General features: G+C 41.6%; 20 protein-coding genes and 4 pseudogenes. 7 read left to right on the top strand and 17 right to left on the bottom strand.

Features of this window, described 5'->3' with window-relative positions; translation table 11 throughout:
- Positions 1 to 118: 118 nt before the first annotated feature.
- From NYR53_RS10025 to NYR53_RS10010, 4 genes are all read right to left on the bottom strand, one after another.
- Positions 119 to 856 carry a response regulator transcription factor gene (locus NYR53_RS10025; RefSeq protein ID WP_261306314.1) on the bottom strand — a complete coding sequence of 246 codons (738 nt, stop codon included), beginning with the start codon at positions 854 to 856 and terminating at the stop codon, positions 119 to 121.
- 89 nt (positions 857 to 945) lie between these two features.
- A complete protein-coding gene (locus NYR53_RS10020) occupies positions 946 to 1,776 on the bottom strand; it encodes a carbohydrate ABC transporter permease (protein ID WP_261305030.1) in 831 nt (276 codons plus the stop codon).
- A gap of 3 nt (positions 1,777 to 1,779) precedes the next feature.
- Positions 1,780 to 2,667, bottom strand: a complete 888-nt coding sequence (locus tag NYR53_RS10015) for a carbohydrate ABC transporter permease (protein ID WP_261305029.1) — start codon at positions 2,665 to 2,667, stop codon at positions 1,780 to 1,782.
- A gap of 125 nt (positions 2,668 to 2,792) precedes the next feature.
- Positions 2,793 to 4,094: an ABC transporter substrate-binding protein gene (locus NYR53_RS10010; RefSeq protein ID WP_261305028.1), complete on the bottom strand. Its 1,302-nt coding sequence runs from the start codon at positions 4,092 to 4,094 to the stop codon at positions 2,793 to 2,795.
- Positions 4,095 to 4,450: 356 nt separating this feature from the next.
- Here NYR53_RS10010 and NYR53_RS10005 point away from each other — a divergent pair, with 356 nt between their 5' ends.
- A complete protein-coding gene (locus tag NYR53_RS10005) occupies positions 4,451 to 5,980 on the top strand; it encodes a glycosyl hydrolase (protein ID WP_261305027.1) in 1,530 nt (509 codons plus the stop codon).
- A gap of 74 nt (positions 5,981 to 6,054) precedes the next feature.
- Here the strand turns inward: NYR53_RS10005 and NYR53_RS10000 are convergent, their stop codons facing one another.
- The 6 genes and pseudogenes from NYR53_RS10000 to NYR53_RS09975 form a co-directional block, all read right to left on the bottom strand.
- A complete protein-coding gene (locus NYR53_RS10000) occupies positions 6,055 to 7,014 on the bottom strand; it encodes an alpha/beta fold hydrolase (protein WP_261305026.1) in 960 nt (319 codons plus the stop codon).
- A gap of 41 nt (positions 7,015 to 7,055) precedes the next feature.
- Positions 7,056 to 8,078 (bottom strand): glycoside hydrolase family 130 protein, encoded by a 1,023-nt coding sequence (locus NYR53_RS09995; protein WP_261305025.1) that lies wholly within the window; start codon positions 8,076 to 8,078, stop codon positions 7,056 to 7,058.
- Positions 8,079 to 8,133: 55 nt separating this feature from the next.
- Positions 8,134 to 12,393, bottom strand: coding sequence for a glycosyl hydrolase (locus NYR53_RS09990; protein ID WP_261305024.1), 4,260 nt, complete (start codon positions 12,391 to 12,393; stop codon positions 8,134 to 8,136).
- Positions 12,394 to 12,506: 113 nt separating this feature from the next.
- On the bottom strand, positions 12,507 to 12,785 hold the full coding sequence (locus NYR53_RS09985) for a glycoside hydrolase family protein (RefSeq protein WP_261305023.1): 279 nt from the start codon (positions 12,783 to 12,785) through the stop codon (positions 12,507 to 12,509).
- Positions 12,760 to 12,867, bottom strand: a pseudogene (locus tag NYR53_RS09980) (aldo/keto reductase); the annotation flags it as partial. The gene NYR53_RS09985 and the pseudogene NYR53_RS09980, both read right to left, overlap by 26 nt.
- Positions 12,868 to 13,030: 163 nt before the next feature.
- Positions 13,031 to 13,228: a hypothetical protein gene (locus NYR53_RS09975; protein ID WP_261305022.1), complete on the bottom strand. Its 198-nt coding sequence runs from the start codon at positions 13,226 to 13,228 to the stop codon at positions 13,031 to 13,033.
- An 11-nt stretch (positions 13,229 to 13,239) separates the two neighbouring features.
- Between NYR53_RS09975 and NYR53_RS09970 the strand changes: the two are divergent.
- Together NYR53_RS09970 and NYR53_RS09965 are read left to right on the top strand one after the other, a co-directional pair.
- Positions 13,240 to 13,554: pseudogene (locus tag NYR53_RS09970) on the top strand (substrate-binding domain-containing protein); the annotation flags it as partial.
- Positions 13,555 to 14,189: 635 nt separating this feature from the next.
- On the top strand, positions 14,190 to 14,984 hold the full coding sequence (locus tag NYR53_RS09965; protein ID WP_261305021.1) for a nucleotidyltransferase domain-containing protein: 795 nt from the start codon (positions 14,190 to 14,192) through the stop codon (positions 14,982 to 14,984).
- Positions 14,985 to 15,215: 231 nt separating this feature from the next.
- Here the strand turns inward: NYR53_RS09965 and NYR53_RS09960 are convergent, their stop codons facing one another.
- Positions 15,216 to 16,007 (bottom strand): ABC transporter ATP-binding protein, encoded by a 792-nt coding sequence (locus NYR53_RS09960; RefSeq protein WP_261305020.1) that lies wholly within the window; start codon positions 16,005 to 16,007, stop codon positions 15,216 to 15,218.
- 121 nt (positions 16,008 to 16,128) lie between these two features.
- Between NYR53_RS09960 and NYR53_RS09955 the strand changes: the two genes are divergently transcribed.
- The 3 genes from NYR53_RS09955 (at position 16,129) to NYR53_RS09945 (ending at position 20,221) form a co-directional block, all read left to right on the top strand.
- On the top strand, positions 16,129 to 16,368 hold the full coding sequence (locus NYR53_RS09955; RefSeq protein ID WP_261305019.1) for a hypothetical protein: 240 nt from the start codon (positions 16,129 to 16,131) through the stop codon (positions 16,366 to 16,368).
- A gap of 67 nt (positions 16,369 to 16,435) precedes the next feature.
- The gene (locus NYR53_RS09950) at positions 16,436 to 16,687 is read left to right on the top strand and encodes a hypothetical protein (RefSeq protein ID WP_261305018.1); all 252 of its coding nucleotides are present in this window, start codon (positions 16,436 to 16,438) and stop codon (positions 16,685 to 16,687) included.
- 1,926 nt (positions 16,688 to 18,613) lie between these two features.
- On the top strand, positions 18,614 to 20,221 hold the full coding sequence (locus NYR53_RS09945) for a putative polysaccharide biosynthesis protein (RefSeq protein ID WP_261305017.1): 1,608 nt from the start codon (positions 18,614 to 18,616) through the stop codon (positions 20,219 to 20,221).
- Positions 20,222 to 20,380: 159 nt separating this feature from the next.
- Here NYR53_RS09945 and NYR53_RS09940 read toward each other — a convergent pair.
- The 3 genes and pseudogenes from NYR53_RS09940 to NYR53_RS09930 form a co-directional block, all read right to left on the bottom strand.
- Positions 20,381 to 20,838 (bottom strand): annotated as a pseudogene (locus tag NYR53_RS09940) (Y-family DNA polymerase); the annotation flags it as partial.
- A 132-nt stretch (positions 20,839 to 20,970) separates the two neighbouring features.
- Entirely contained in the window at positions 20,971 to 21,630 is a 660-nt protein-coding gene (locus NYR53_RS09935; protein WP_261305016.1) for an ABC transporter ATP-binding protein, read from the bottom strand.
- Positions 21,631 to 21,689: 59 nt separating this feature from the next.
- Positions 21,690 to 22,111: pseudogene (locus NYR53_RS09930) on the bottom strand (sigma-70 family RNA polymerase sigma factor); the annotation flags it as partial.
- A 161-nt stretch (positions 22,112 to 22,272) separates the two neighbouring features.
- Here NYR53_RS09930 and NYR53_RS09925 point away from each other — a divergent pair.
- Positions 22,273 to 23,370 (top strand): GerAB/ArcD/ProY family transporter, encoded by a 1,098-nt coding sequence (locus NYR53_RS09925; RefSeq protein WP_261305015.1) that lies wholly within the window; start codon positions 22,273 to 22,275, stop codon positions 23,368 to 23,370.
- On the opposite strand, the gene NYR53_RS09920 is transcribed toward NYR53_RS09925, so the two are convergent.
- Genes NYR53_RS09920 through NYR53_RS09910 form a run of 3 tightly spaced genes read right to left on the bottom strand, consistent with a single transcriptional unit; the run spans position 23,359 to position 26,388 of the window.
- Positions 23,359 to 23,589 (bottom strand): hypothetical protein, encoded by a 231-nt coding sequence (locus tag NYR53_RS09920; protein ID WP_261305014.1) that lies wholly within the window; start codon positions 23,587 to 23,589, stop codon positions 23,359 to 23,361. The genes NYR53_RS09925 and NYR53_RS09920 overlap by 12 nt on opposite strands.
- Positions 23,586 to 24,797 carry a Ger(x)C family spore germination protein gene (locus tag NYR53_RS09915; RefSeq protein WP_261305013.1) on the bottom strand — a complete coding sequence of 404 codons (1,212 nt, stop codon included), beginning with the start codon at positions 24,795 to 24,797 and terminating at the stop codon, positions 23,586 to 23,588. The genes NYR53_RS09920 and NYR53_RS09915 overlap by 4 nt, the downstream gene beginning before the upstream one ends.
- The gene (locus NYR53_RS09910; protein WP_261305012.1) at positions 24,781 to 26,388 is read right to left on the bottom strand and encodes a spore germination protein; all 1,608 of its coding nucleotides are present in this window, start codon (positions 26,386 to 26,388) and stop codon (positions 24,781 to 24,783) included. The genes NYR53_RS09915 and NYR53_RS09910 overlap by 17 nt, the downstream gene beginning before the upstream one ends.
- Positions 26,389 to 26,525: the final 137 nt, after the last annotated feature.

Genomic DNA, 26,525 nt, shown 5'->3' with positions numbered 1-26,525 from the left:
CTCCAATTGAACCGATTATAGTCGAATTGACTAACGCTTACAAATCCCATTAATAGTCAATGGAGGAAATACAAAAACCGGGCTTTAGAATGCCCGGATTCGTTGTTCAACTACTTGTTTACGTGTGCTTCTCCTTATACTCTTTTGGCGTAAGGCCAACCATTTTCTTAAATAATTTATTGAAGTATACAGGGTCGGAATAACCCAGCATGGATGATATTTCGTAATTTTTTAGTTGGGGATAATCGATCAAAAATTGCTTCGCTTTGTCCAATCTGACCGAAATTAGATAATCCGTTATCGTCAGACTTGTTTCCTGGCGGAATAATTTACTTACATAACTTGGGCTCAATTCCACCCTCTCTGCTATCTTGTCCAAATCAAAGGTCTTGTCGAATTCCTTATCCAAGATCTGTTTAATTTTCTCTACAACGTAGTGTTTTGACTCTCCTTCTTCTCTCGTGAGGTCATCTTCACTTCCGTCGCCGTCCAAACTCCGGCTTATTTGGGTTAGTGCTTGGAACAGATCATATTTGTCGAGCGGTTTTAATAAATAATCCGTAACTCCAAACTTCATTGCTTGACGGGCATATTCAAATTCATTGAAACCGCTTATAACGATAACGTACAATTCGGGAAAGCGCTCTTTAGCTTTCTCTATTAGCCTTAAACCATCCATTTTAGGCATCTTAATATCCGTTATCAGTATATCGAGTTCGCTAGATTGAAGGCGATTCATTTCCATATAGGCTTCATGGCCGTTTGCAAATAGTCCTACTATTTGCACGGATAGTTCGGACTTATTTAAGATTTTGGCGATCCCTAACCGGATTATTTCTTCGTCATCGACGATCATGATTTTCAAAAAGGTTCACTCCTTGTTAAATCACCGTTCCAATCACATTTTACCATATATGTTAACCCGTAAGTTAATAGAAAAAGAAGTTAAGACTTAACAGCTCCGCTTGTAACTCCTGAGAAAATATATTTTTGCAGGAACAAATAGATAAGAACAGTCGGAATCATGATGATAAGGATGGCCGCACAGATATAATTCCATTCTGCCTGATTGATACCGGCAAAACGCATGATGGAAGTCGAAACGACCCCCAATTTGGCTTTCGGCATATACAAGTAAGGAATATACAAATCATTATAAATACTAATCGTCTTTAAAATAACCAGGGTTGCTGTAGCCGGGGTAAGCAGCGGAAAAATGATATTCCAATAGATTCGAAACAAGGATGCACCGTCGATCATGGCGCTTTCATCCAGCTCATAGGGAATGTTTTTGATAAATTGGAGATAAATATAGATTTGCACAACATCTGCTCCGATATAAAGGATGATAGGTGCCGAAAGCGTGTTAAATAAATGGAGACTATGGATAATAGAAAATACGGCAACCTGTGTCGTAATGGTAGGAATAATGGTGGCAACAAGAAAAGATATAATAATGATTTTCTTGCCTCTGAAATCAAATCGCCCAATTGCATATGCTACCATAGTTCCGAGAATAACATTTCCTATCAGGGACACTGCTGTGATTACAAACGTGTTAAGAAATGCTTCGCCCATATGCGCCCGTTCAAATACGATCCGGAAATTTTCGAAATTCGCAAAGCTTTTCGGTAAAGCAAAGGGGCCCCCAGTACCGAATTCCGATTTATCTTTAAATGCATTAACCAAGACAACATAGGGCGGAAATACAACCACGAAGGTCGCAACTAATAGGATAAGGTATTGAATTCCTCTTAGAAATGGCTGTTTTTGCATACCTTAATCCCCCTTTCGATTAATAACCTTGCTTTGTACACCGAGCACCAGCACTGTTATAAACAGCAAGATGACACTCATTGCAGATGCCAAACCATAGTTATTAAATTGGAATGCTGTTTCAACCGTTTTGAAGACAAAGGTGGTGGATGCACCAGCCGGTCCTCCCCCAGTCAAGACGAAAGGCAAATCAAATACGGACAACGCGCCGCTAATGGTCAAAAACATATTCAACTCGATGATTTTGGTCAAATTAGGCAGCGTCAGATACCAGAATTGCTCAAAACCGCTTGCGCCATCAATTTTAGCAGCTTCGTAAATGTCTCCCGGAATCGCTTGAAGAGCGCCGATATAAATGACCATGTTATATCCCATAAATCTCCAGAAGCCCACAGACGCTAGAGAATAGTTTACAATGTCCGTGTTTCCCAACCAGCTTGTTTTCAGCATTCCGAGACCCAATACGTCAAGAAGGGCGTTCAGGGATCCGTTTGTAGTATCGAATACAAATTGAAACATAAAGGCTACGGCAACCCCATTCATAATAAATGGAAGAAACATCACAACTCGGAAGAAATTGCGCCCTTTCAATTTGCTGTTTAAGATCACAGCGAAGAATAGCGCTGCGATGTTTTGAATGACCCCAACTAGAAAATAGGGGAATTGATTCAGAAAAACACCGAAAATCTTAGGATTTTTAAAAACTTCTACATAGTTATCCCAACCGATAAGTTTTTTTTCAGGACTGATTCCATCCCAGTTTGTAAAGCTCAGGTAGAACAGTTTGACGGCCGGATAAAACGTAAACGTATACAGCAGAGTCATCGGGACACACAAGAAGCCTAAGATGATGATCCACTTCTGGGTTTTGTACGATAAAGTACTGAACATATAAAGCTTCCCTTCCTTCCTCCGAACGGCTTCATTTAGAAAGCAAAATGGATTACCATAAAGTCTGAGATAATCCATTTTGCTTTTTTCAGCCTATTATTTTTCTCTAAACTTTCTTCTTAGAATTAATAACCCAGCGATTTTTTGGCGTCTGCCCACTGCTTGTTATATTTATCAAAGATGGCTTTGCTGTCGCCAAGAACAAAATCCTGAACGATGGCCTGCGGCTCGATTTGCGCTTTGTTCTGAGTTGCTGTTGCTTGATCACTGTCCGCTACACCTTCGAGGAATGTCGGGTTATAACTCTTGAATTCAGCCAACTGTTTCAACTCCGGCTGCTTGTCTTTAAGGACTGGAATGAATCCTGAAAAATTATCATAGCCAGAGTCTACAATAAGCCAGTTCAAAAACGCCTTTGCAGTTTCTAGGTTTTTACTGTTCTTATTGATGCCGTAGAACCAGTCTGGAGACAATGGAGCCATCTGCTTGCCCGAATTATCAAAAGGCATCGGGAAGAAGCCGATATCTTCTGATTTAGCACCGTTTTCAATGATTTGATTAATCACCCAGTTCCCTAGGTAATACATCGCAAATTTACCGGATGCAACATCTTTTTTGGACTGTTCCCAATTGGTGGAGTTAATATCAGGTTCCAGATAGCCCTTCTGATGCATGGTTTTCAAGATGCCCATGGACTTGCCGTACGGACCGTCCAAGGTGTATGGCGTATCGCTTTTAACTCGATCGTTGCCAAGTGCTGCATTACCCGCGATCAATGTCGGCAAATCCCACACCCAGGAACCGAGAGGCCATTTATCCTTAAAATTGGAGGCTAGCGGTACAATGCCCTTCGCTTTCAGCTTTTCACTGGCAGCATAGAACTCATCCAGCGTTTTCGGTATGGCCGTAATGCCCGCGTCCGCAAAAGCTTTCTTGTTGTATACGATACCGGAAGTATTGGTGCCTTGAGCAATACCGAACAACTTGCCGCCGGTGGCTTTGAAGTCTTTGAAGTAGATTTTATCGTTCAAACCCATATCATCCAAAGGCGCAAAATATTTCGGCAAATCAGCGTTCGGGATCGTTGGAATCAGCACGATGTCCGGGTAATCACCAGTAGAGATTCGTACTTTAACATTTTTGTCATAATCCCGTATTGCTTCGAATTCAATGTCGGCGTTCGGATACTTCTCTTTAAAGCGTTTCGCGTAGTCTTTATACTCCTTATCAATCATATCCGTCCTGTTTGTTAAGAATGTCACTTTCCCTTTAATGTTATCCTTCGGGTTAGTGGTCGATTTTGCCGTTTCTGTTGTCACTGGCTTCTTGGTTTCGGAAGCTGTGCCGCTTCCCCCTTCGTTTCCGCACGCAGCTAGAAAAGATAAGGACATAGTCGTGGCAAACGCTACAGTTAAGATTTTTTTCATCTCTTTACTACCCCTCTCACATGTTTTTGGTTCCGCTTACATTTCATATTATAGACCTGCGTCTATGTCTAAAACAGGAGTCTATGTTGTGATTTATAGTCTTCAATTGTTCTATTTGTTTGTGATTTCATTTTTCTGAGCATAAAAGATAGCCTACTATTTTACCAATAATACAACCGTGGAGATAGGGGTTCTGTTGTTAAAAATAGTCCTCAAATGTTATTTCAAAATTTAGCTGCACATCCTGCAAAATGACAATTCAACACCTTTAAACCGCTTTCATTTTTATGTTATGATCCTAATCGAGTAATGCTTGCGGCCGCACATTACCTATTTCGAGTTATAGGAGTGATATAATGAAGCAACGTATTACTTATGTTCTACTGCTTTCAATGTGTTTCGCACTTCTCTCTAGCAGTATAGTTTCCGCACACACTGTAAGCACCTCCAACAGTTCAGCAAACCCGAAAACCAAGGAAGTTTACAACTGGTTGGCACATTTGCCAAACCGAACAACAGACAAAATTGCTTCCGGTTATTTTGGCGGGTACAGCAATAGCGGCTTTTCCACCACCCAGCTAGAAGAGCTAAAAAGCGCGACTGGTCAGTATCCTGCTATATTCGGCTGTGATTACGGATCCGGGTGGGCGACGGCAAGCGATCCCACCACATTAATCGATTATTCCTGCAATTCCACGCTGAAGACATACTGGAGTAATGGAGGTTTAATCACACTGAATACTCATTTTCCAACACCGGGAGCTGCAAATGGTGGAGGATTAAATACAAAACTGACCAATTTCAGCGATCTGTTGAATCCTACGACGGATACCGGGAAGCGCTGGAGAACCTATTTGGATAAAGTCGCCGCAGGATTAGCTGATTTACAAAACGCCGGTGTGATCGTTTTGTGGAGGCCTCTTCATGAGATGAACGGCGACTGGTTCTGGTGGGGAAATCAAGACGCCACCACCTTCAAGAATGTCTGGATCGATATGTATAATTACTTTAAGAACACCAAAGGTCTCAACAATCTGATCTGGGTTTATGCTCCCGATTTCAGCAGAGGTAACCGCACCTCCTATTATCCTGGCAGCAACTATGTAGATATTGTCGGTTTGGACGCTTACGACGATAATCCGGAAGTCAATGTAACAGGTTACGATGAGCTGACTGCGTTAGGCAAACCGTTTGCTTTAGCTGAAATAGGACCAGATACCCTTGGAACTTTCGACTATACGAAATGGATGAGTGCGATCAAGAACAAGTTCCCAAAGGCGGTCTATTTTTATGCATGGAATGACGATTGGTCTCCGCATCGCAATGTGAATGGCAGCAATCTGATGAATGATGCATGGGTTGTCAACCGAGGAGAAATCAACCTCAGCTCCCTGACAGAATCGGGTTCGGGATCTACAGTAACGCCAAAAGTGCTTTACAATTTTGAAGGAACCGCCGAATCATGGACAGGTACTAATCTTACAGGTGGACCTTGGTCGGTAACGGACTGGAAAACGAGCGGAAGCTATTCCTTAAAAGCAGATGTTAATTTGTCGGCCTCCAGCAAAAAATATACATTGAACAGAGCGGCAACCCATAATTTAAGCGGAGGGTATACTACCTTAAAAGCCCGTGTGTCCCACGCTTCCTGGGGTACGATCGGTTCTGGCATGACGGGTAAGCTATACGTTAAAACCGGTAGCACCTATACCTGGGTAGATGGAGGAACGATTTCAATTAACAGCAGTTCGGTCACCACCTTATCCCTTCCACTATCCTCCGTCACCCATTTAACGGATGTTAGGGAAATCGGTATCGAGTTTACCGGCGCATCCAATGGGAGCGGCTCCACGGCCGTTTACGTAGATCAAATAACACTCGAATAAGAACAATTACAAAACAACCCCATCCGCTTATCAAGCAGATGGGGTTGTTTGATTCTTTAAGAAGAATTCCCTGCTTACAGCTTCATCAAAAACTGAAGAGCCAGGTCATGGAACTCAGGCAAATGCTCATGTCCGTAATCCGGATAAATCTCTATCTGTTTGACCGAATTGATTTTATTATAAAGGGCAAATTGGCTTGATGGAGGACATATCGTATCCATCAGTCCAGTTGCCATAAGAACCTCGCCTTGAATCCTGTCCATCAGATGTTGCAGATCAATATATCCAAGCTTGGTAAACACTTCTTTTTCCCGCTTGTGACGAGGGTCGAAAAATCGGAAATATGATTTTAATTCCGCGTAGGCATCCTTCGCCAAATCCATTTCCCACACTCGCTGATAATCGCTTAAGAACGGGTATACCGGAGCCAATCTTCGGATTCTTGGCTCAAGTGCAGCACATGCTAGCGTGAGGGCTCCGCCTTGGGACCAGCCCGTGGCTCCCACCTGGTCCGGGTCTACCTCCGGCATTCCCATAACAATACCGGCTAATTGGGCTGTATCCAGAAAAATGTGGCGGAACAGCATATGATCCGGGTGATCGTCCAGACCACGGACAATATGGCCATTTAAGGTCGTCCCCTTTACGCCTCCCGGATCTTCAGAAAGGCCGCCTTGACCACGGGCGTCCAAGGAGAATACGGAAAAACCAAGGGCTGCATAGAGCAGCTTATCGTTCCAATCTCCACTGTTGTAAGCATAGCCATGGAACTGAAGAAGCGCCGGATGTTTGCCAACTGTATGCTTTGGTCGAACGTATTTTACGTGGATTCTCGCCCCGCGAACCCCGGTAAAATATAAATGGAAGCATTCTGCAAAGGGTACTTTGAATTCACTTGGTATAATCTCCACTTGAGGATCTACCGCTCTCATCTCGGCTAAGGCTCTCTCCCAATAGGCATCAAAATCTTCCGGTTTAGGATTGCGTCCTTTGTACGCATACAACTGTTCTAACGGCAAGTCTATAACTGGCATCTTTTTTCTCCTCTTCTACTCTGCACGGCTCTACCACAGTCTTATTTAAAGCTAATGTCGTCTCCCGGCACCAATTCGGAATTAGTTTTCATATAATCCAACAGTTCATTCAATTGGGCATATGCCACGGCTACATAAGTATCGGCTGCGCCATAATAAATGGCTATGCGGCCCGTCTCCGCGTCATGTAATGTCGCACAAGGAAATGCAACATTAGGGACGAACCCAACAGTTTCGTATGGAAGCTCAGGCGTCAAAAGATAATCACGGGTTCTATATAAGACTTTAGAGGGATCCTCTAGGTCAAGTAAAGCGGCACCTATACTATACACGAACCCATTACAAGTCCCAGATACGCCATGGTAGAACAACAGCCACCCTTCCGTTGTTTCAATAGGAATAGGACCTGCGCCGATCTTAACAGCCTGCCACCAACCGGATCCGCCTTTCGCCATCACGCGACGGTGTTTGCCCCAATGCACGAGGTCAGGGCTTTCGCTCACGAAAATGTCACCGAACGGCGTATGACCGCTGTCGCTTGGACGGCTCAACATGACATACTTATCGTTAATCTTCTTAGGGAACAACACCCCATTTCTGTTAAACGGAATGAACGGATTTTCCAAACGCACAAAATTTACAAAGTCCTTGGTCATTCCAAGTCCTAGAGACGCTCCACCGAAATCGGTGCAGAAAATGATGTAATAGACATCATCAATTCTGACCAACCGCGGGTCGTAGGCATATCCCGGTTGATAAGGATATCCCGCTTCGTCTACCCACTTGATTTCCTCGTTATCGATCTCCCATGCCAGACCGTCCTTGCTGCGGCCCATATGAAGGTGCGGCTTGCCATGTTTGTGATCTGCACGAAATACGCCGATAAAGGAATCCCCATATGGCATGACAGCACTGTTAAAAATACGAGCTGTTTTGGGGCTTGGGTTCCAGTTGATAATCGGATTACCTGTATGTCTCCAAATGATCGATGCATCATTCTCCGTTTTGCTTTGCCATGGTATATTGGGCAGTGATTGACCGATGATTTTTGCTTGGTTAGACATGTGTCTACCTCCATTATTTATAAAATTCATTTCATAGCCTGAGGGGGACAGAATGTTACTCTGCTGTTACATAATCAACATAAACTGTTGCCGTGCCGCTGCTGCCTTCGGGCGCAGATAGCTCCACTCCAACGGATTGAACGAGATTCAGACTCTCCATGGAAGCTTCGTCCAAGTTCAAAGTAAGGGTTGTAAACGAATCTGCAGACAAAACTGTTTCACCGGAATCGTACCACTTCCAACCGCTTCCTGTTTTCATATATAATTTCCCGATAACACCGCTGCCTGCATTCGATGTGCCGCCGTAAACAACCTTCATTCTTGCTTTAATGGAAGTGGACTCGCTCATGTTGATAGGAGCATTTTTGAACAGCTCGTATTTTGGGCCGGTTCCCAACGGAATTTCCACTTTTAAAGATTTCGCCCCATGTTCAGCCGTTACATCGCTGATTGCGACTCCAGATACACCCTCCGAATGGCTCCAAAGTTCCGTGTCACTTTCGAAATCATAGAGGATACCCGCAGTAATAGGCGTATTTCCGCCTCCACCTCCACCTCCATTATTTCCTTCACCGCTGCCGTCTTGCATAACGTGGATATCGTCAAAGTATAGCTGGCTTCTAAGCTTAGCTCCATCCACTGCATTTACATAGATCGAGAATTCTTGTACAGTTTTTCGGTTATTCACATCCAAAACCGCATCGGAGTGGCTTTCCCAGGAAGCAGGTGCAAACTGTCCAAACGGAATCTCCACCCAACGTGCTGTTGTATTACTAATCGAAGGATAAGCCTCAAAATAAATACCGCCCGCCTTAATCTGTATGACCAACTTCTGTCCGCTGCCGTCAGGCTTTAACCAGAACTTTAACTTGTTAAAGGCGGACCAATCTACACCGCCAATGTTTTTGGTTATGCCTCCATATCCGGAGCTACCCAGTGTATAGGTGTATTTCACTCCGTACTGGCCGGCAGCCTTATTCGTCGAATCAAGAGAAATTTGGACAGGATCTCCTCCTGAGCTCACTTGGTACTTCTCTCCTAAGGAACCATCGTTGCCTTGATACCCTTCGAACGTGTCGACCACGGACGGATCGTTGAGATCCTTGTATGCATGTATAAATTTGATATTGTCTACATAAACCGGACCGGAATAATTCATACCGCTTCCCACAATGGAGAGCGCCAAGCTGGTTGCATTCGCCAATTCCGCAGGATTATCCAAATCAATTTCAGCTGAGTACATGCCGTAAACTACATCACTTACCGTCTTTGTTCCTAGCGCTGATAGCTTCTTCGTCGTCTTGTTCATTCCGTATTTATCATTCCAGTTCGGAGGCAGCATAACAACCGCTTGAATGGAGGCGTCGGCATTGCCTGCAATAGGCATCATCAGCTCCACCTTTAATTTATTTACATCAGGAAGATAGACCTGCCCGGTTACATTAGGGAACTCCAACTTTAACTCCTGCCAGGTCTGGCTGGAATCAGGTATTTCCACATTGAGCTTCAGCATCCCATTATCCTGGACCACGGCATGCTCCAAAGAAGTGATGTTCGCTTGCCATCCCCCATTACTTTGTACGCCGTCTATACCTGTGTCAAATGTATATTGGCCCAATACAGCTTCCATTATTTTAGCCGTTGCTGTTTGCTCCATGATGGATCCGTCGATGGCATAAGCTTTGACTTTAAAGCTTACATTCGAACCAACCTGTTCCACCTTAGAAGGAGTCCAGTGAGCCGTATAGTAACCGCTAGCCTCCAACTGCATAGGAAATTCCGTTGGGTTATCTAACACTGAATAGACCACTTTGGTCACCGTCTGATTAAGGACCTTTGCCCTTATAGTGCTTTTATCCGCCGTTACTTTCCCAAGCTCTGTAGGAGACACAATATGCATGAACGGTTGTTCGCTTTGTACCGCTTGAACATTGAGATCATATACACCATGAAGGCGGGAATTAAAGGCCGAGTAGAGATCATTATAATAAAGTACAAAATCATCCAAAAGTTCACTGTCCTGACCCTGATAATTACGGATTGGAAGGTACAGCTTCTCCAATTCAAAATGGGCCCATGTCAGCATATACGCCATTCTCTTGGCATCAGGATCTGATTTAAGGGCGCCAAGAAGATCGGTAAAGAACTGTTTGTTCACATTACCCGTGAATTTAAAGCCGTTCGGGTTATATCCGAATTCTGTCAGAGCCGCGACTTTGTGGTGGATATCCGCCAGTTGGGAAATCAGTTTGGCATCCTGCTGTACCTTCCCCATCCATTCCTTTGCATCTGTTAAAGGACCGTAAGCATCAAACCCCATGATATCGACATAATCATCACCAGGGTATGTCTTCATGTAATTATCGGCATTTTCATTAAAGTGAGCATTTGGCGAATAGGCGTATAAAAAGTTTCGAACACCTTTTTGCTCACGGAGATATTCCACCGTATAGCGGTAAATTTCTTTGTACTGGCTTGGTGTTGTAAAGGCAGCGCCCCACCAAAACCAGCTTCCGTTGTTCTCATGCCACGGCCGGAAAATGACCGGGATGGAATTTCCGTCGGCATCCTTGAGATGATTAGCAAAATCGGCGATCATATCCAGATAATCATTGAATTCCGCATGCTTGCTGCCTCCCGGCAATATATTAGCAACCACGGAACCAGCAGTATCGTTAAAACTGCCTCCTGTCACGAAATTAGGCATGTGAGCGCTTAAAGTCAAAACGCCATCCCGTTCATAGGCCTTCTTCATCACATCGATCAGGTTATCCCGGTTCTGCTCCCGGTTATTTGAAGCTGCTCCGGGCTTCTCTTTTCCTTCAAGACTTAGCGTATCCCAGCCATATAATGCGGGAAAATCACCGACAGCATTGTATACATCGGACTCGGTTCCATCACGTTTCGTAATTGTGATCCCTTCCGTAGTGGCATGCTCCTGCCCCAATAGAATGTTATTACCGCGCAGTCCCTGCAAATAGGCGAACAAGGACCGGGTTTTTGCAGTGGCGTCTTTATCGACTAGATTGACGTCCGAAGTGTCAAACTTGTCAGTGGAGATGATCGGTTGATTATGATTTGGAACAGGTCTGGTACTGGTGCTAGGACTCGAATCGGGATTCCCTGAGCCAGCTGAAGACGGAACCGGCGAAGCTGGTCCATCCAATTTATACGTTCCTTGATCCATCAATTTGCCATTCACCGTTACCCCGTCCGTCTGAAAGATTGCTTCTGTGATTTTACCTTCGCCGGTAATGTTAGTACCTTTTGCTTCTGTACCAACCTTAAGATTGGCTATCATCGCTTCTTTCGATATCTTAACGTCCGTCGGGCTGTTCAAATCAACATTTCTAATGAATGTTCCTTCCGACATCTCAAGCTTGGAAGCACTTTCGATTTGGATAGAGTCAACTTGCGTTTTACCAGTCAACCATACGCGAACCTTACCGTCTTTACGGTTGACGTTAACATCATGAAGAACGGAATCTTTAAACACAACCGTATTTTCACCGCCTCCGGCGATGATCGTACGGCCCTTTACCGTAACCCGCTCCAGCTGAACTTCGCCGTTTCCGATTCCGGCAGTCAAGTACAGATCACCTGGAATCACGGTATCTTTAAGTACTATACCATCAGAGTTCAAGAGCATATTTCCACTGACGGATACAGAAGCATACTCGCCGGATGCCGTTAGAATAACACTTGCCAGCCTATGTAGAAGCGATAAAACCTCAGCTTTGCTAATCGGCGCAAACGGACGGAAGGCTCCGTCTTCATATCCGTTTATGAAGGAAGACAGAGCATTTACGCCTACTTTGGCATACTCCGAAATTTGGGAAGCATCATGAAATCTCGTATCTGATGAAGAAGCTGATTTCATTTCAAAAACCCGGGCCAACAAAACTGCCGCATCCTGACGGGTTATAGAAGAAACCGGATCGGCCATGTTGTTCGGAAATCCCTCATAATAACCCGCTCCCCTTGCAATAAGCAGCTGTTTGCCGAACCAATCGTCAGGCCGCACATCAGCGAACTGTTGTTTTGATTCAAGGGAAAAATTGAAAGCTTTATTGATCAGCGTGACGAATTCTGCCCTAGTAATTTCGCTGTCTGGTCGAAATGTACCATCCGGGTAACCATCAATTAACCCTTGAGACATCCAAACTACCATATCTTTTTCCGCCCAATGACCTGAAATATCCGAAAATACAGGCATAGAGGAAGTGGAAGTAACCTGTGCACCGACCGGTAAAATCAGCGTAAATATCAAAATAAAAACCAAAAGCCCAGCAAACCAACCTTGCAGCTTTAACATCGAAACCCTCCCTTAGATATATTTGTAAGCGATTACCTTCCTTATAATATCGATTTATGACCACACCTTCTATGTCTTCATTTGTGATTTCTGGTCCTGTATTGTTATCATTTTTAAGCGTGACAAACAAAACACCCCGACTTTCTCCCTAAAGGGAAACAGTCGGGGTGTTTTAATGTTGCAAGCTTTAGAGATTTATTTCTGTTCTTTTGTTTCAAATCCTGAGATCGGTAGGCACCATAGTACTGCTCTTGAAAACCGTCTACCAGCATAATCCATTCTTTCTTGCCGTCATGTTCCACCATGTACAAGAATGGACCCTCCGTCAGCGAAGTCGTAAGCAGCCCTGAGATTCGCTGCGTGTCATAAAATCCGAAAAGCTTCACATTCATCAGTGATCGGACCGAAATTCATCGTCCCCAAATAAAGCCTGCTTACCTTTAAATCTGAACGCCCCAAATGTATATCATTCATTTCAGTACTGCCTCTTATCGATTAATCACAGATTCAGAATGCTTGTAATATCGTAGTCGCGCTTAACTGAAGCAGTGTCTATTCCTCTACATGCATACCATTTGCCAACAATTTCTGTGAAACATACAGGCAGCGCACATTAATAAGTTTCTTGTAAAAGCTACTATTTGAAAGATTTCATTTCCTCGATCACCGAATCTTCATATGCGTGCATTTTTCCGTTGATGATATCTTGGACATTAACCGGTTCGCCAATTGTAGCTGACTCCAATGCCGCAAATACCACGCCTAAGGCTTCAAGCCCCCGTTCAGCGCTCGAGATCGGCTCCTTATGATCCGTAATCGCCTCCCATAATTCCACATAAGAATAATCGGTTGGATAACATGAAGACCCTTCCATCTGCATTTGTTTGTGCGAATGATTTTATTGCTATTAACGTGATGAGGATATTAAAAAATAAGAATATACAAATACCAGAGGATATTGTTATCAGCGGGTTTGATAACTCGCCTGAGTCGCAGATCGTAGAACCCCATTTATCAACCGTCCATATATTCCGGGACGAAATAGGAGTTCTGGCTGCTGAAATATTGTTATCCAGGGTCGAGAACCCTCTCAAGCCTCCTCAAATTACTCACGTTCAAACGAAGCCGATATTTCGTAAATCTACGGGTAAGTTAAACTAATCGTAATTTATGGTTTCAATGAAAATATATACTTACACGACTTTTTGGATGGAAAACCTATTTAAATTAAGTAATTATTAAAAATAGGTTTCATAAAAGGGGTTACTAATGAGAGCCACAATAGCAACAAAAAATCTTATTCATGTTCATCGCGGTTGTTCTAACCGGAATATCAACCAATTGTTGTAAGTCACGGAGTGCAAGAGAATCTTCTACAGAAAGCTTTCTGTACAAATTTTGAGCCTCAATAAAAACTTCTGCGAATTCATTCGTTCGAAATAAATTTTATAATCATGCTAATCTTCGACTTTTCCCACCTTCTTTTAACACCTGTTTGATGACTAAATCTGTTTCATATCTCTAATCTCTTTGTGTTTTTCGTGTTTGTTTTCTGTTCCGGAGCGTTTGAAAACTACCAATTTTTTATCTGTTGTTTGCTTTGGCAATTTTAATATACGAACGAATCTATTAGCCAAAAGTTGCAAAAGCCCTTTATCAAAACATTAGTCATTAACTATGAAAATACTGATGTCAACTACAACAACGTCAATTATCTTCTTACAATTTTGCACTCATTATAAGGATTTAGTTGCATAAAATTTTAAATGGAAGCGATAAAAAGGAGGCGGATGTACGTGAGAACGCTACGGCAACATCATCAGCATGTCATTGACAAGCTTACTAATGAGTTACACAATGATGATCGTTATTCGGCCATGATTGTTGGTGGTTCAATTGCTAAAGGATGGGAACAGGAGAATTCCGATGTAGATATTTTTCTGGTCTGTACAGATGAGGAGTTTCACCGCCGTGAGAAGCTCCACGAATTTCACTACTTTCGTACAGACCTATGCAATTATCCAGGAGGATATGTCGACGGTTGGGTAATCAATTCGGATTACCTGAGACGGGTTGCTGAATTCGGCAATGAACCGAGTCGAGCGGCGTTCACCGATGTAATTATTGCTTTCTCGCATTCCACCGAGATTCCGGCACTATTGTCCCGCATCGTGGAGTATCCAGTTACAGAGCAACTACATCGTATTCAAACGTTTTACGCTCACTTTGAGGCCCTTCGATGGTACGTTTCTGAGGCGGGGAAGCGAGACGATCCGTACTTACTCAATTGGGCCATAACCGATTTAGTCCTTTATGGCGGGAGAATGATACTTGCCCACAACAAAATCTTATATCCTTATCACAAGTGGTTTATGAAGACGCTTCAGAGCGCACCCGATAAGCCCGAAAACCTTATGAATCTCACCTTCCAAGTGCTGCAAAACCACAGTGTAGCCAATGCAGAAGCATTCTGCGAATGCGTCCTTGGCTTCAGGGAATGGGAGTCTCCACCTGAAGGATGGCCGAGTGCCTTTCGAGTGGAAAGTGAGTGGCATTGGATGCGGGGTTGTGCACCAGTAAGAGATTGGTAGAGTGGGTAACACTGCAACCAAATTGATGTACCAGTGAAAAGTGAGCGTCAATACTGAAGCGATTCGATTCCAACATATTTGATAATAAGAAACCACTCCATTGTCAGGAGTGGCTTTGTCTTTATATACTGATGTATATTTTGTGATCAAACTGTACTTTGTGTTTAGATACGCCACGGTGAAACGTTTCATAATTACAAGATAAAATTTTCGTAGAGTAAGGGCGTGTCATTATCGCTTGTCTCCTGAAGGAAGCAGCCAAAAGCGACCTTCACGCTGAAACACATCAACCGGATTTTCGAAGAAATCCGTCAATAGTTCGGTCGTCAGCACATCTCGTACGTTGCCTCCCATGAAGATTTCCCCTCTTCTCATCAATATCGCCTTGCGAAAAATGGGTAAAATCTCCTCGGTATGGTGGGTCACATACAATAATGTTGGTGCATCATTGCTCATCGCAAGTGTTTCAATCGCTGCCAAAAGCTGCTCGCGCACAAATAGATCAAGCCCATTGCACGGTTCATCCAGGATGAGCAACTTCGGCGAAGCTATGAGCGCCCTTGCAATCAGCAGCTTTTGCTTCTCCCCCTGAGAGCAAGACTGAAAGGTCCTTCCCTTAAGATGCAAGCAGCCTAGTTGATTCATTAGGGTTTCAACCTGCGTCCAATCTGAATCGTCAGGATTATCATACAATCCGATTGTTGCATACTTTCCACTTACGACAATAAATTCAGCCTTATCATTCATGTGCAGTTTCTCTTGCAGAGACAAGCTTACCCAGCCTATCATAGTCCGCAATTGGCGCAAGTCAATGGATCCAAAAGCTTGGCCAAATACGGAAATCGAACCTGATGTAGGCCAGATGTAGCCAGTTATAACATTTAATAAAGTCGTCTTTCCGGAACCGTTGAGACCTAGAATAGCCCAATGCTCTCCTTTATTGACCGTCCAATTAATGTGTTTGAGGAGTTCATTCTCACCTCTCCGATAGCAAACTTGCTCAATACGAATGACTTCGTCCACGATCTAAATACCTCTTTCTATTCAAAAATCATCATATCATTAGCTGTTTAAAAGTAAAAAAGACCGCCCTCCTGTCTTATTTACAGAGGTTTCAAGTGGTATTATTTACGAATTTGGCTTAATGGCAAATATATGGGATCCTCAGGAAGTTACTTCTCCGCTTGGTTTTTTTCCGATAAGTTTACTGTGGGTCATTAAGTTTACATACGGAAGATTCTTTGTGTACCTCATGATAACCGCCATGGTGGATTTATTATGGGCGTTTGTGATCGCTCCCTTTTTTGAAACAGTTGGTATATTGGGTGTTGATTCCAGAACAGGCTATTATTTGTATGCCATAAGTTTAATACATGCCGCATAAAACCAAAAGTGCACTATGATAAGAAAATGAAAGTAGTTCGTGCAAAAAGCCTAAAATCGCCTCAATTATGATAAAAGGAGAAGATATTTTGAAATGCAATTTTTTAATTAAGGATTCTGAAAATGAAATTGTAGGTTCTACTACAGATCTAGTCCTAAAAAATAAAAAGCCTAGATTTCAAGTGCCCGGGGTTGATATAAGTCATGAATTATCATTTACAGCATGTATAGATGGACATTACTCAGTTGATATGATTATTGATGGTCAAAAAAGTGCAACTTACCTGTTTTCAATTATTAACCACGATATTAATTCTTAATTCTAATTCGAAAGATATAAATGATAAACCATTTCGGGAAATTCTAGAGCATTATACCCAACCTTTGTTGCCCACTAAATGAAAAAATTCATTGATATTAATTAGCATATAATAAAGTTTATTACTACTTAAATCTCCCGATGTATGGGGGATTTTTCGCCTTATCTAGGTCAGTGTTTTTCAGTTCTTGAAGAACTTCTTAAAAAGAATTAAAACCCTCAATCAAAAAGTAAGTTTATATCATAAATATTGTTTATTTAATAGAAATAATTGGTGTCTTCCACAACAAAAAGTAGGGTTTTCTCGGGATTGCAAAACCACCAAGAAGGGCCCCTACTCTATGATAACTCCTGTGCTTCAAATCGAACAATCGCCAGAAGATAAGAAAAATTATCGCAATTGTTAACTATGAACGAACACTAGATACCCGCCATGGCTAATCAATGATCTCATGGTTCCAAGAGACCAAATAACTAGTTTTCAAATGCTGCTTTTCGAGCCTTACCAACGCTGTGAAGGGTTGCTTGAAGAAGAACCTTCAATCCCATATACAAAGACAGTATGAGCCTCAGAGATGTAGCCGGTTTCTTTGAAATTATGTTTGGGACTCAATACTCGCCCGCGGCCGTAAGGAGCATTACGGGCACTTTCCTTGAATATGGTGAAAAGTGGCGAAGACACACATCGAATCCTATTGAACGGACAAATAATGAGCAAGAAAATGTATGCGTCCAATTAATAGTTTGATGAACACGAATGTTGTTGAAAAAATTGTTTATCTCGAAATTCTAGATACTTTTTACAAACTAAAAAAAGAAATCAGAGTTTGAAAAGACTGACTCGTCTGTAGCAAGCTACGTAAGAGGCAGTCCTTTCAGCAAAAGATAATAAATTAAGAGAATTTCTAATACATAGAATTAGTGCAACAAGCTCCTACTGCTCTCTCATTACATCTAACTACTCTTGCAACTATTTGTCCTAAATCGTAACAATTTGAGTATTCATATTCAACTTTATAAAATTGGGAAATACAAACTTGGCTACCAAACTGACAATAGTATCCTGTGAAATCACTTTGAGCTACGGATAAAAGACCACATTTACAAGCCATTTGAATCACTCCTTTAGATTTTTTAATAGTTATATATAGAAGTTGGCCAACACTATATAACACAAAATAACCAAGGGAAATTAGGTTATTTTATAAAATTATAATAGCTTAATAACTTCTAATTTATAAGTATCCACTTGTTGTAATTACTTAATAATATCTCATTCTTACAAATGTGATGTTTCCTTACAATTTCAATAGACAAAAATGAAGATTCAAAAGAACAGAGAGACAAAGTATCCTAAACTTCACATCTCTGTTCAAAATAAGATATATATTTGATGAAAAACTAAGGGAACCTCAATCTATTATCCTTTTCATAAAGATTAATGCAAACTGGAAATTAATAATAGCTGTTACTACTTTGCTTTTATTGTGGAAAATAAAAGAAATATTGTAAATCTATAGATATTATTATAAGATGATTTAATGCGAAGTATAGGTCAAAAATTAATAATAATAAAATTACATTAACAGATTTAAAGACTAAATTATCTATTTGGGTCTTACACAAATGTGAATGTAGATTAGTTTAAATGAATTTATCTATTTATTTCCATAATATCTGTATATTGGTTATATATTTAAATTTTAAGTAATACAAGTTCCATCATAAAGGTCTTTTATATGATCAATTTTGTTTAAATATAAGTAACAAACAAATGTAACGTTGTAGACTCTAGTGTAGTTCAAACTCTCGGATTTTAAATGAAGTATTTGAAACACCAATTAAAAAATCTTCTTATACATTTTTTCTTTTTCACAAATTTCATTTGACATACTAAAACACTATTCTAATCAGGGAGTGTATAATATTGAAAAAAGATACTCTAATTACTGGGACAATAATTCTTACATTTGCCGCTTTTATTGCTCGTTTTCTAGGAATAGTACAGAGAGTTCCGTTAAAGCACCTTTTAGGCGATACTGGTTTGGGTACCTATTCTATAGCATACAATTTATATTTTATTCTATTCACTATAGCCACTGCGGGCTTGCCAAGTGCCGTTAGTAAAATTGTATCTGGGAAAATTGAAAACGGAAAATTTGCAGAAGCAAATCGATTCTTTCAAGCTGCTATTTGGTTTTCTTTAATTTCTGGGTTTATTATGATGATTTTTTTATTTTATTGGGCACCAACACAAGCATCACTAAGTAGAGATGATAATGCGGTAGGAGCAATTAGGGCAATAGCTCCATCGCTTCTAATCCTTCCTTGTGTTGCTATAATTAGGGGATATTTTCAAGGGCAACACATGATGTTGCCTAATGGTTTGTCCCAAGTTATAGAGCAAGTAATACGAGTAACAAGTGCAATTTTATTAGCCTATTGGTTTATTAGAATAGGTTGGGGTCAGGCATGGGGCGTAGTAGGAGCCTCTCTAGGTGGAGTTTTAGGAACACTTGGTGCGCTAGTGGTGATGGTTTATTTTTTAAAACGCATACGCAAAAACTTCACTATTGATGTTGAAGAACAGAAAAATGCTAAATCAATTCGTTTTCGTGAGTTATACAAAGATCTTATTCAGATTTCTTTTCCGATTGTAATATTTTCGATTACAGTTCCAACCATTAATTATATTGATACAACTATAGTTAAACCTCTAATACATGGGTCTATTGGAGATTTAGAAGCACAAGTTATACTAGGTTATTTGGGAGGTAGAGCTCAATCTATTGCAGGTTTACCTATTATTTTGGCAATATCTATTAGTCAGTCAATTATACCGATAATTTCTTCGCATTTTGCAAAAAAAAACTTAGTAGAAGTGAGAGTACAAGCCGAAAGAGCATTACAGCTCTCTATTCTAATGGGACTACCAGTTGTTTTAGTAATTATAACTCAAATAAACCTATTAAATATTTTAATATTTGGCGATACTGGGGGATCTAATATCATTATTATTTTGACAGCAACCTCGATATTTCAGGTTTTCATGCAGACATCAGGTGCTGTACTTATGGGAATAGGCTCAATGAGACCGCTTGTAACCCAAGTAATTATAGGCATTTCTGTAAAACTACTTTTAAGTTATACAATGTCGCCTATATTCGGTATATACGCTATTTTATTTGCAACAACATTTACTTTCATTATAATGTCAATATTAAATTATCAGTCATTGAAGAGGCAGGTGCCTAAGTTGACTGTATTCACATGGAGAAAATGGGTTAATTTATTTTTCATTACTTGCATAATGTTGATAGTTGGGATAATGACCCAATTTATTTTTAGTAAGATGCTGGGACAATTACAGTTCACTTTATTATTTATTGTTATACAAATCAGTATAGCCTCGACAGTACTGTTTCTTATTTACCTTAGTTTGGTAAGTAAATTAAAATTAATTAATAAAATAGATATAAAAAAATATCCAACTTTTATGCAATATATACTTAGAAGATTACATTATTTATTTTAATATTGTAAAACTACATAAAAAAATCGAAAAAGCTCTTACCCTCTTCCAATTTAAGATTGCTAAGTTTCCATTGTTCATCTGTTTTGCTTAGAAGACTCGTTTATCTTTCTGCAATACTCCATTGTTGGTTTAAGGTACACATTCTAACCATTGGATGTAAATCTTAGTCGGTCCGATGCCAACACGGATTCGAACGTTCATGGACGCGGCTACTTTTTTCTGAATCATTAAGGCCAGTTCATCTGGTGTGCAACCGAAATGCTTTATAGAACCAGTAACGTCAAGGAATTGCTCGTCGATCTAAAAAACTTCTACGAGATCTGTATATTCTTCGTAAATATCAGTGATTGCGAGAGATACGTCAATATAGCGCTGCATATTCGACGCATTACGATGTTGTCGGGGCACAATTGGAGAGCCTCCCCAAGTAGTTGAGCGGCTGAATTGTCGAAACTCTTCGCAATGGGACAAGCAGCAAGTATGATGCCGGATCGACGTGCAGGATCACCAGCAACAACTACGGGTAAATTTTCTAAACCGGGATGAGTAGCCTTTTCAACGCTTGCGTAGAACGATTGGCAGTCCGCAAGGAAAATCATCCGTTCCTTTGCCAACATAATCAGCTTCTATATAAGAACATTTGTTTGCATTATATGCTGAAATTTTTCATTGAATAACTCAAAGAAAATAAAACAAACCGGAACCCCTTATTGGGAGTTCCGGTCCTATAAACACTAAACAACTTCATTCTACCGCCCATCCCGAAACCGCACAATCCGCTTCGCCTGCTGAGCAATCAATAAGTCATGCGTAATCAAAATAATCGTCCGACCTTGTGCATTTAATCTCTTTAAAATGTTTAAAATCTCCACACCTGTCTTCGAATCTAACGCTCCCGTAGGTTCATCCGCCAAAATGATCGGAGGATCTCCCGCCAACGTTCGCGCAATCGCAACACGCTGCTGCTGTCCACCAGATAACTCTGATGGAAAATGCTTCTTGCGATCCAGTAAGTCCACCGCTTCCAGTGCATGCAAAACAAGCGGCTCTCTTTCCTTTTTGCTCATTCCCCGATAAATCAAAGGCAACTCCACATTCTCATAGGCACTTAATCTTGGGAGTAGGTTAAAACTCTGAAAAACAAATCCAATCTTCCGATTACGAATCTCAGCAAGTTGAGAATCTTTCAGCACATATATTGCTTGACCATCCAGGTCATAGATACCTTTATCTACAACATCCAAACACCCAATGATGTTCATCAGTGTGGATTTGCCAGAACCTGACGGTCCCATAATAGCCACGAACTCTCCATGATCAATATCTAACGAGACGTCATCTAATGCTTTAATCGTTTCCTCGCCCATCGTATAATATTTGCTAGCCTTTTCGATATGAATTAAGGTCATAATCTTCACCCCCATTACTTGCACAGGGTCCAAATAAATGAAGAATGCGATTCTAATCCTTATCTTTTCGCCTTATAAAACTCATGATACAGCTTCATCAACGCCCGCTTCTCAATGCGCGACACATAGGAACGGCTGATGCCGAGTTCCTTCGCAATCTCCCGTTGCGTCCGCTCTTCTCCACCAAGCTCCAGCCCAAACCAGCCAACGACGACTTCCTTCTCGCGATCATCTAAAATTTCCAAATTACGGTAAATTTTACTTTTCTCTATCTTAAGCTGAACCTTATCCACGACATCATCGGCCTCCGTACCAAGGATGTCAATCAAAGTAATTTCGTTCCCCTCTTTATCCGTTCCAATGGGATCATGCAAGGACACATCTTTCCGCGTTTTCTTCAGCGAACGCAGATGCATCAGGATCTCATTCTCAATAAGCGAGCCGCAAAAGTCGCGAGCTTCGTCCCTTTGTTCGGCGAGAACGGGCAAATTGAAGGATCTGATGGAAAGTTCAATCCTGACGAAACTGTAACTCGTGCGGAAATGGTATCTATGGTTATATGTATGTAGTCCTTCGGTATGAAAGTGAAGTGTGAAGGGGAAAATATGGATAGACAAGCGAAATTGGAATGGAGTGAAATGAATGCAGGTTTCCGAAAAAATTACTGGAACTCAGCTCGGACTCTTGATGTTTACTTCTGTCGTGTCCACAATCATCTTATCCGTTCCCGGTACGATGGTGGCGCTTGCCAAGCAGAATGCTTGGTTATCCGTGTTTCCCGCTATGCTGACAGGAGTGTTGTCCATCTGGCTTATGACGACGCTCGCCGACCGCTATCCGGGATTGACGATTGTTCAATACAGTTCTAAAATTGTCGGGAAATGGCCGGGAAAGCTGTTGGGTCTCTATTACACATATTACTTGTTCTTTTATAATTCGGTTAATCTCCAACAGCATGCCCAGTTTATGAATACGGTTCTTATGCCGACAACTCCGCCATTGATCATTATCTTAGGCCTCGCATTATTGTCAAGTCTGGCTGTTTTCACTGGAATTGAGGTTATCGGAAGATGCAATGAGCTTCTTACGCCTCTCATTATCATCTTTTTGATACCACTCTTTATTATTGCTATTGGTGATTCGGATCCCGGACAACTGAAGCCTGTTTTAAATGAGGGAGTACTTCCTATATTCCAAGGAGCTGTTGTTCCATCTGGATGGATGAATCAGTTCTTTTTTTTGGGGTGGCTCCTACCTTATTTAAATCAACCGCAAAAGGCGCGAAAAATATCGTTGATCATGCTGCTCAGTATTGCAGCCCTTATTCTGGTCATTGATTTGCTGACGATTATGGTCTTTGGTTCGATTGCCGGGAATATGAGCTTTCCATTTCTAAGGGTCATTCAGTATATCGGCATTAGTGGATCTTTTGAGCGTCTTGAGTCGCTGGCTGTTGCATTATGGGTAATAGGGATATTTATAAAGGGCTCGGTTCTGCTTTTTATGTTTTGTCTCACTATCAGTCAGCTTTTCGGGATCAGCAACTCCCGGGAAATTATCTCCCCAGTTACCGTCTTATCCGTCGTGGGATCGATTTGGATCTTCAAAAGCTCAGCTGAATTTCAAGACTGGATGAAATTTACCTTTCCGATCATGGCTTTTTTTACGCACAACCTGGTGCCGTTAGCTCTTCTATCGGTAGATATCGTCAAAAGTAAATTTAGCCGATCACTGCTTTAAAATCATTTGTCCAATAGGTCGAAAAACGATTATATAGGGCAGAACAAAGGATGGTATATCCACCTTCGCCATGAGCAGAGAACCGATAACAGCCGATACTCCCATTAAACTACCGTAGACTGCAGCTTCTTTCTTTTGTTGTTTTTTCCGCAATGCTTGTATTCTAACAAAGGACCATACGAGCAGTATACATACATATACGCCAATTTGAACGTTCATTTCGTGATCTCCTTTTCTTTCAATAGTATAGGAGCTCCTGACATCCCTGATCCTCTTAAAGTTAATTCTACTGATATTGTGACTTCTGCCTGGGGATACTTTCGATCCCATTGATTCTTAATCGATTGCCATTGTTTGAAATGATTTCGGAAAAGATGTCGGCCAAACCCTACACTATCTACCTTGTACTTCTTTTGAAGCTTGAACAAACAAGCTTGGGCTTGTTCTTCAAGCGATTTTTCCAACGCTTTCTCCACAATCTTGAGGTATTTGGGTTGACTGACATCCAACGACGTATTATTTTCAACAAGGCTTCCTCCCCCCTTCAGTAAAATATTGAATTTTACATGATCATCATAAATTTCAGAGGTAATCGTTCGCTCGGCATGACTGATAGACATGCCTACAGTCCCCCCGTGTTCCGGCAAATCTGCAATGATCCTTCCCATTTTCTTCTTGTTCGTCAGCCATAGCAATCCACTCGTTTCTTTATCATCCAGAAAACCGACTAATTTGAAATCTTTAAAAATTGCCGAGCCAGCCAAATTATATAGTTTACTTTTGCTTTCATCCATTCCTTCCGAAGAAACCGAAGGTTCGATGGCCCCCATGATCGGATTCACCCCTTCATTGGATGAAGTCATATAAAGATCCCGGATTGTAACCCCAAGGCCAGTCCCCAGCAGTTCCATTTCCTTGATCGCTTCGGCAGACGCTTCTTCAAAAGGGTAATGAACTTGAAAAATTTTCCTACCCTCAACCCCTTTTGCTACCAAAATATAGGTTTTCAACCGGCTAAGCGGATCGCGGCTAAAATGATCTATCACACCCTCAATGCCATGTTTGGCCAATGATTCTCCAATAATAATCACACTGCGATGAGCGTAATACAGCTTGCGTGATAATTTGTTCTGTATGCCTAGGATCAATTCACTCGAATTTTTTCCAACAGCCGATACAACAAAAAATTTTTCTTTCTCACTTCCTCCCCGTGGAGCGCCCGGACTAGTTCCAGGGATTGAGATTTGTGTTGTTCCCCGTATTTTCCCGTCATCCGTTAAGTCAAAGGCAGAGCCCGTCACGAATGCAAGATCATTAATCTCCTTACGGTCCCAACAACCGGTTGCTGTGAATAATAGTAACAATAATCCGGTGCAGATGAACGGCTTCATTACGCTGTTCCTTTCTTCATCATTCAGTATCTTCATTGTTCCCGATTGGTTGCGATCCATGACTTGGACTAGGTCTCTGTCCTTTTGATAAACGTATCGACTGCATAGATCCGAAGGTCCGAGGGCGCAGCGATTGAGCCCATATTGGCGCCCGGATCAATACATCCTTCAGGTCCTTCAACGTAATTGGGGCAACCGGAGATAAATAGGGAACACCGAACGAGCGAAGAGCTGTGAGATGCAGCGCTATTCCCAAAAATCCAAGCACAATTCCATACAGTCCTAACGTACCCGCCAGTATAATCATTGGAAAGCGAAGCAATCGGATTCCGTTTGCAACATTAAATCGTGGAATCGTAAACCCTGCAATTCCGGTAGTAGAAACGACAATGACAACTGGAGCCGAAATAATTCCAGCCTGAACTGCTGCTTGGCCGATGACTAATGCCCCTACAATGCTGATCGCTTGCCCGATTTGTTTGGGCAAACGAATCCCAGCTTCCTTCAACGCTTCGAATATGATTTCCATTAACAATGCTTCGACCAAAGCAGGGAAAGGAACCGGTTCTCTTGCGGCTCCAATGCTCATTACCAGACTTGTTGGAATCATTTCCTGATGAAAGGTCGTAACGGCCACATAAAGGGACGGAGCAAATATGGCAATAAATACGAAAACAAAACGAATCCAACGAATAAATGTTGCCACAGGCCAACGAATGTAGTAATCTTCGCTTGCCTGCATCCCGGACCAGAATGTCATCGGAACAATTAACGCAAATGGGGAAGAATCGACAAGAATAGCTGCTCTGCCTTCCAGCAGACAAGCAGCTACGACATCCGGCCGCTCCGTAGATTGTATTTGAGGAAAAACTGTAAGAGGAAAATCCTCAATAAATTCCTCGATATAACCGGAATCGAGCACCCCATCAACCTGTATTCCGCTTACCCTCTTGCGAACTTCTTCTACTACAGAGTCAGCAGCTATTCCCTCTATATACGTGATGACCACTCTGGTTTGGGAAAGCTCTCCTAAGGTAATATATTCCATTTTTAACCTTGAAGTTTTCAATCTGCCGCGAAGCAGCTTTATATTAATAGAAATATTCTCGATAAATCCGTCTCTTGAACCGCGAATGACAGGCTCAGAAGGAGGTTCCTCCAAGCTTCTGTGCACATTAATATTTACCGCAAAGGTTAATGCTTTGTTTTCCCCAAACGTCAGCACAGCAACATGGCCATCTAACATATATCGCACAAGATCATTTAGTTTAGATGTTGTATTTGTTATGCCAATGGAAATCATTCGATCGTCCAGAGCTTCAATTTCTTCGGGTATTAAATCACTATCACTGGAACGAGCGAATAATAAGGGTTTTAGCACATGGTCTTCAAGATTTTGTTTGTCGACTAAACTTTCAATGTATACGACCAACCACTGGGTTTGCCCGTTCAGCCGAATCTTACGGTATACGATATCCGAGCAGTTATGGAAAATGTTTTTTAACATCGTTTCATTTTGCTCTATATCCAAGGTTAGACTGACGCTGTCGTCTTCAATAACCGGAAAATCATTTATCTTTTTTTGATACTCCGGTTCCATGCTCATCCATTTCCTTAACCATTTCATTGAATAATCCCCCCCTCCCCGGTAATGAAAAGACGTATATATTTTCCCTTTTTTCCAACATATATATTCAGATATCGGAATTATCACGTTAAGCCGCCTCAAACAGTCGATTTCTAGGTATGGAGAAGGCAGTAAAG

The sequence above is a fragment of the Paenibacillus andongensis genome, assembly GCF_025369935.1.
Taxonomy (GTDB): Bacteria; Bacillota; Bacilli; order Paenibacillales; family NBRC-103111; genus Paenibacillus_E; species Paenibacillus_E andongensis.
The sequence above is the reverse complement of the archived record's forward strand: the minus strand, read 5'-3'. Positions and strand labels throughout refer to the sequence as shown.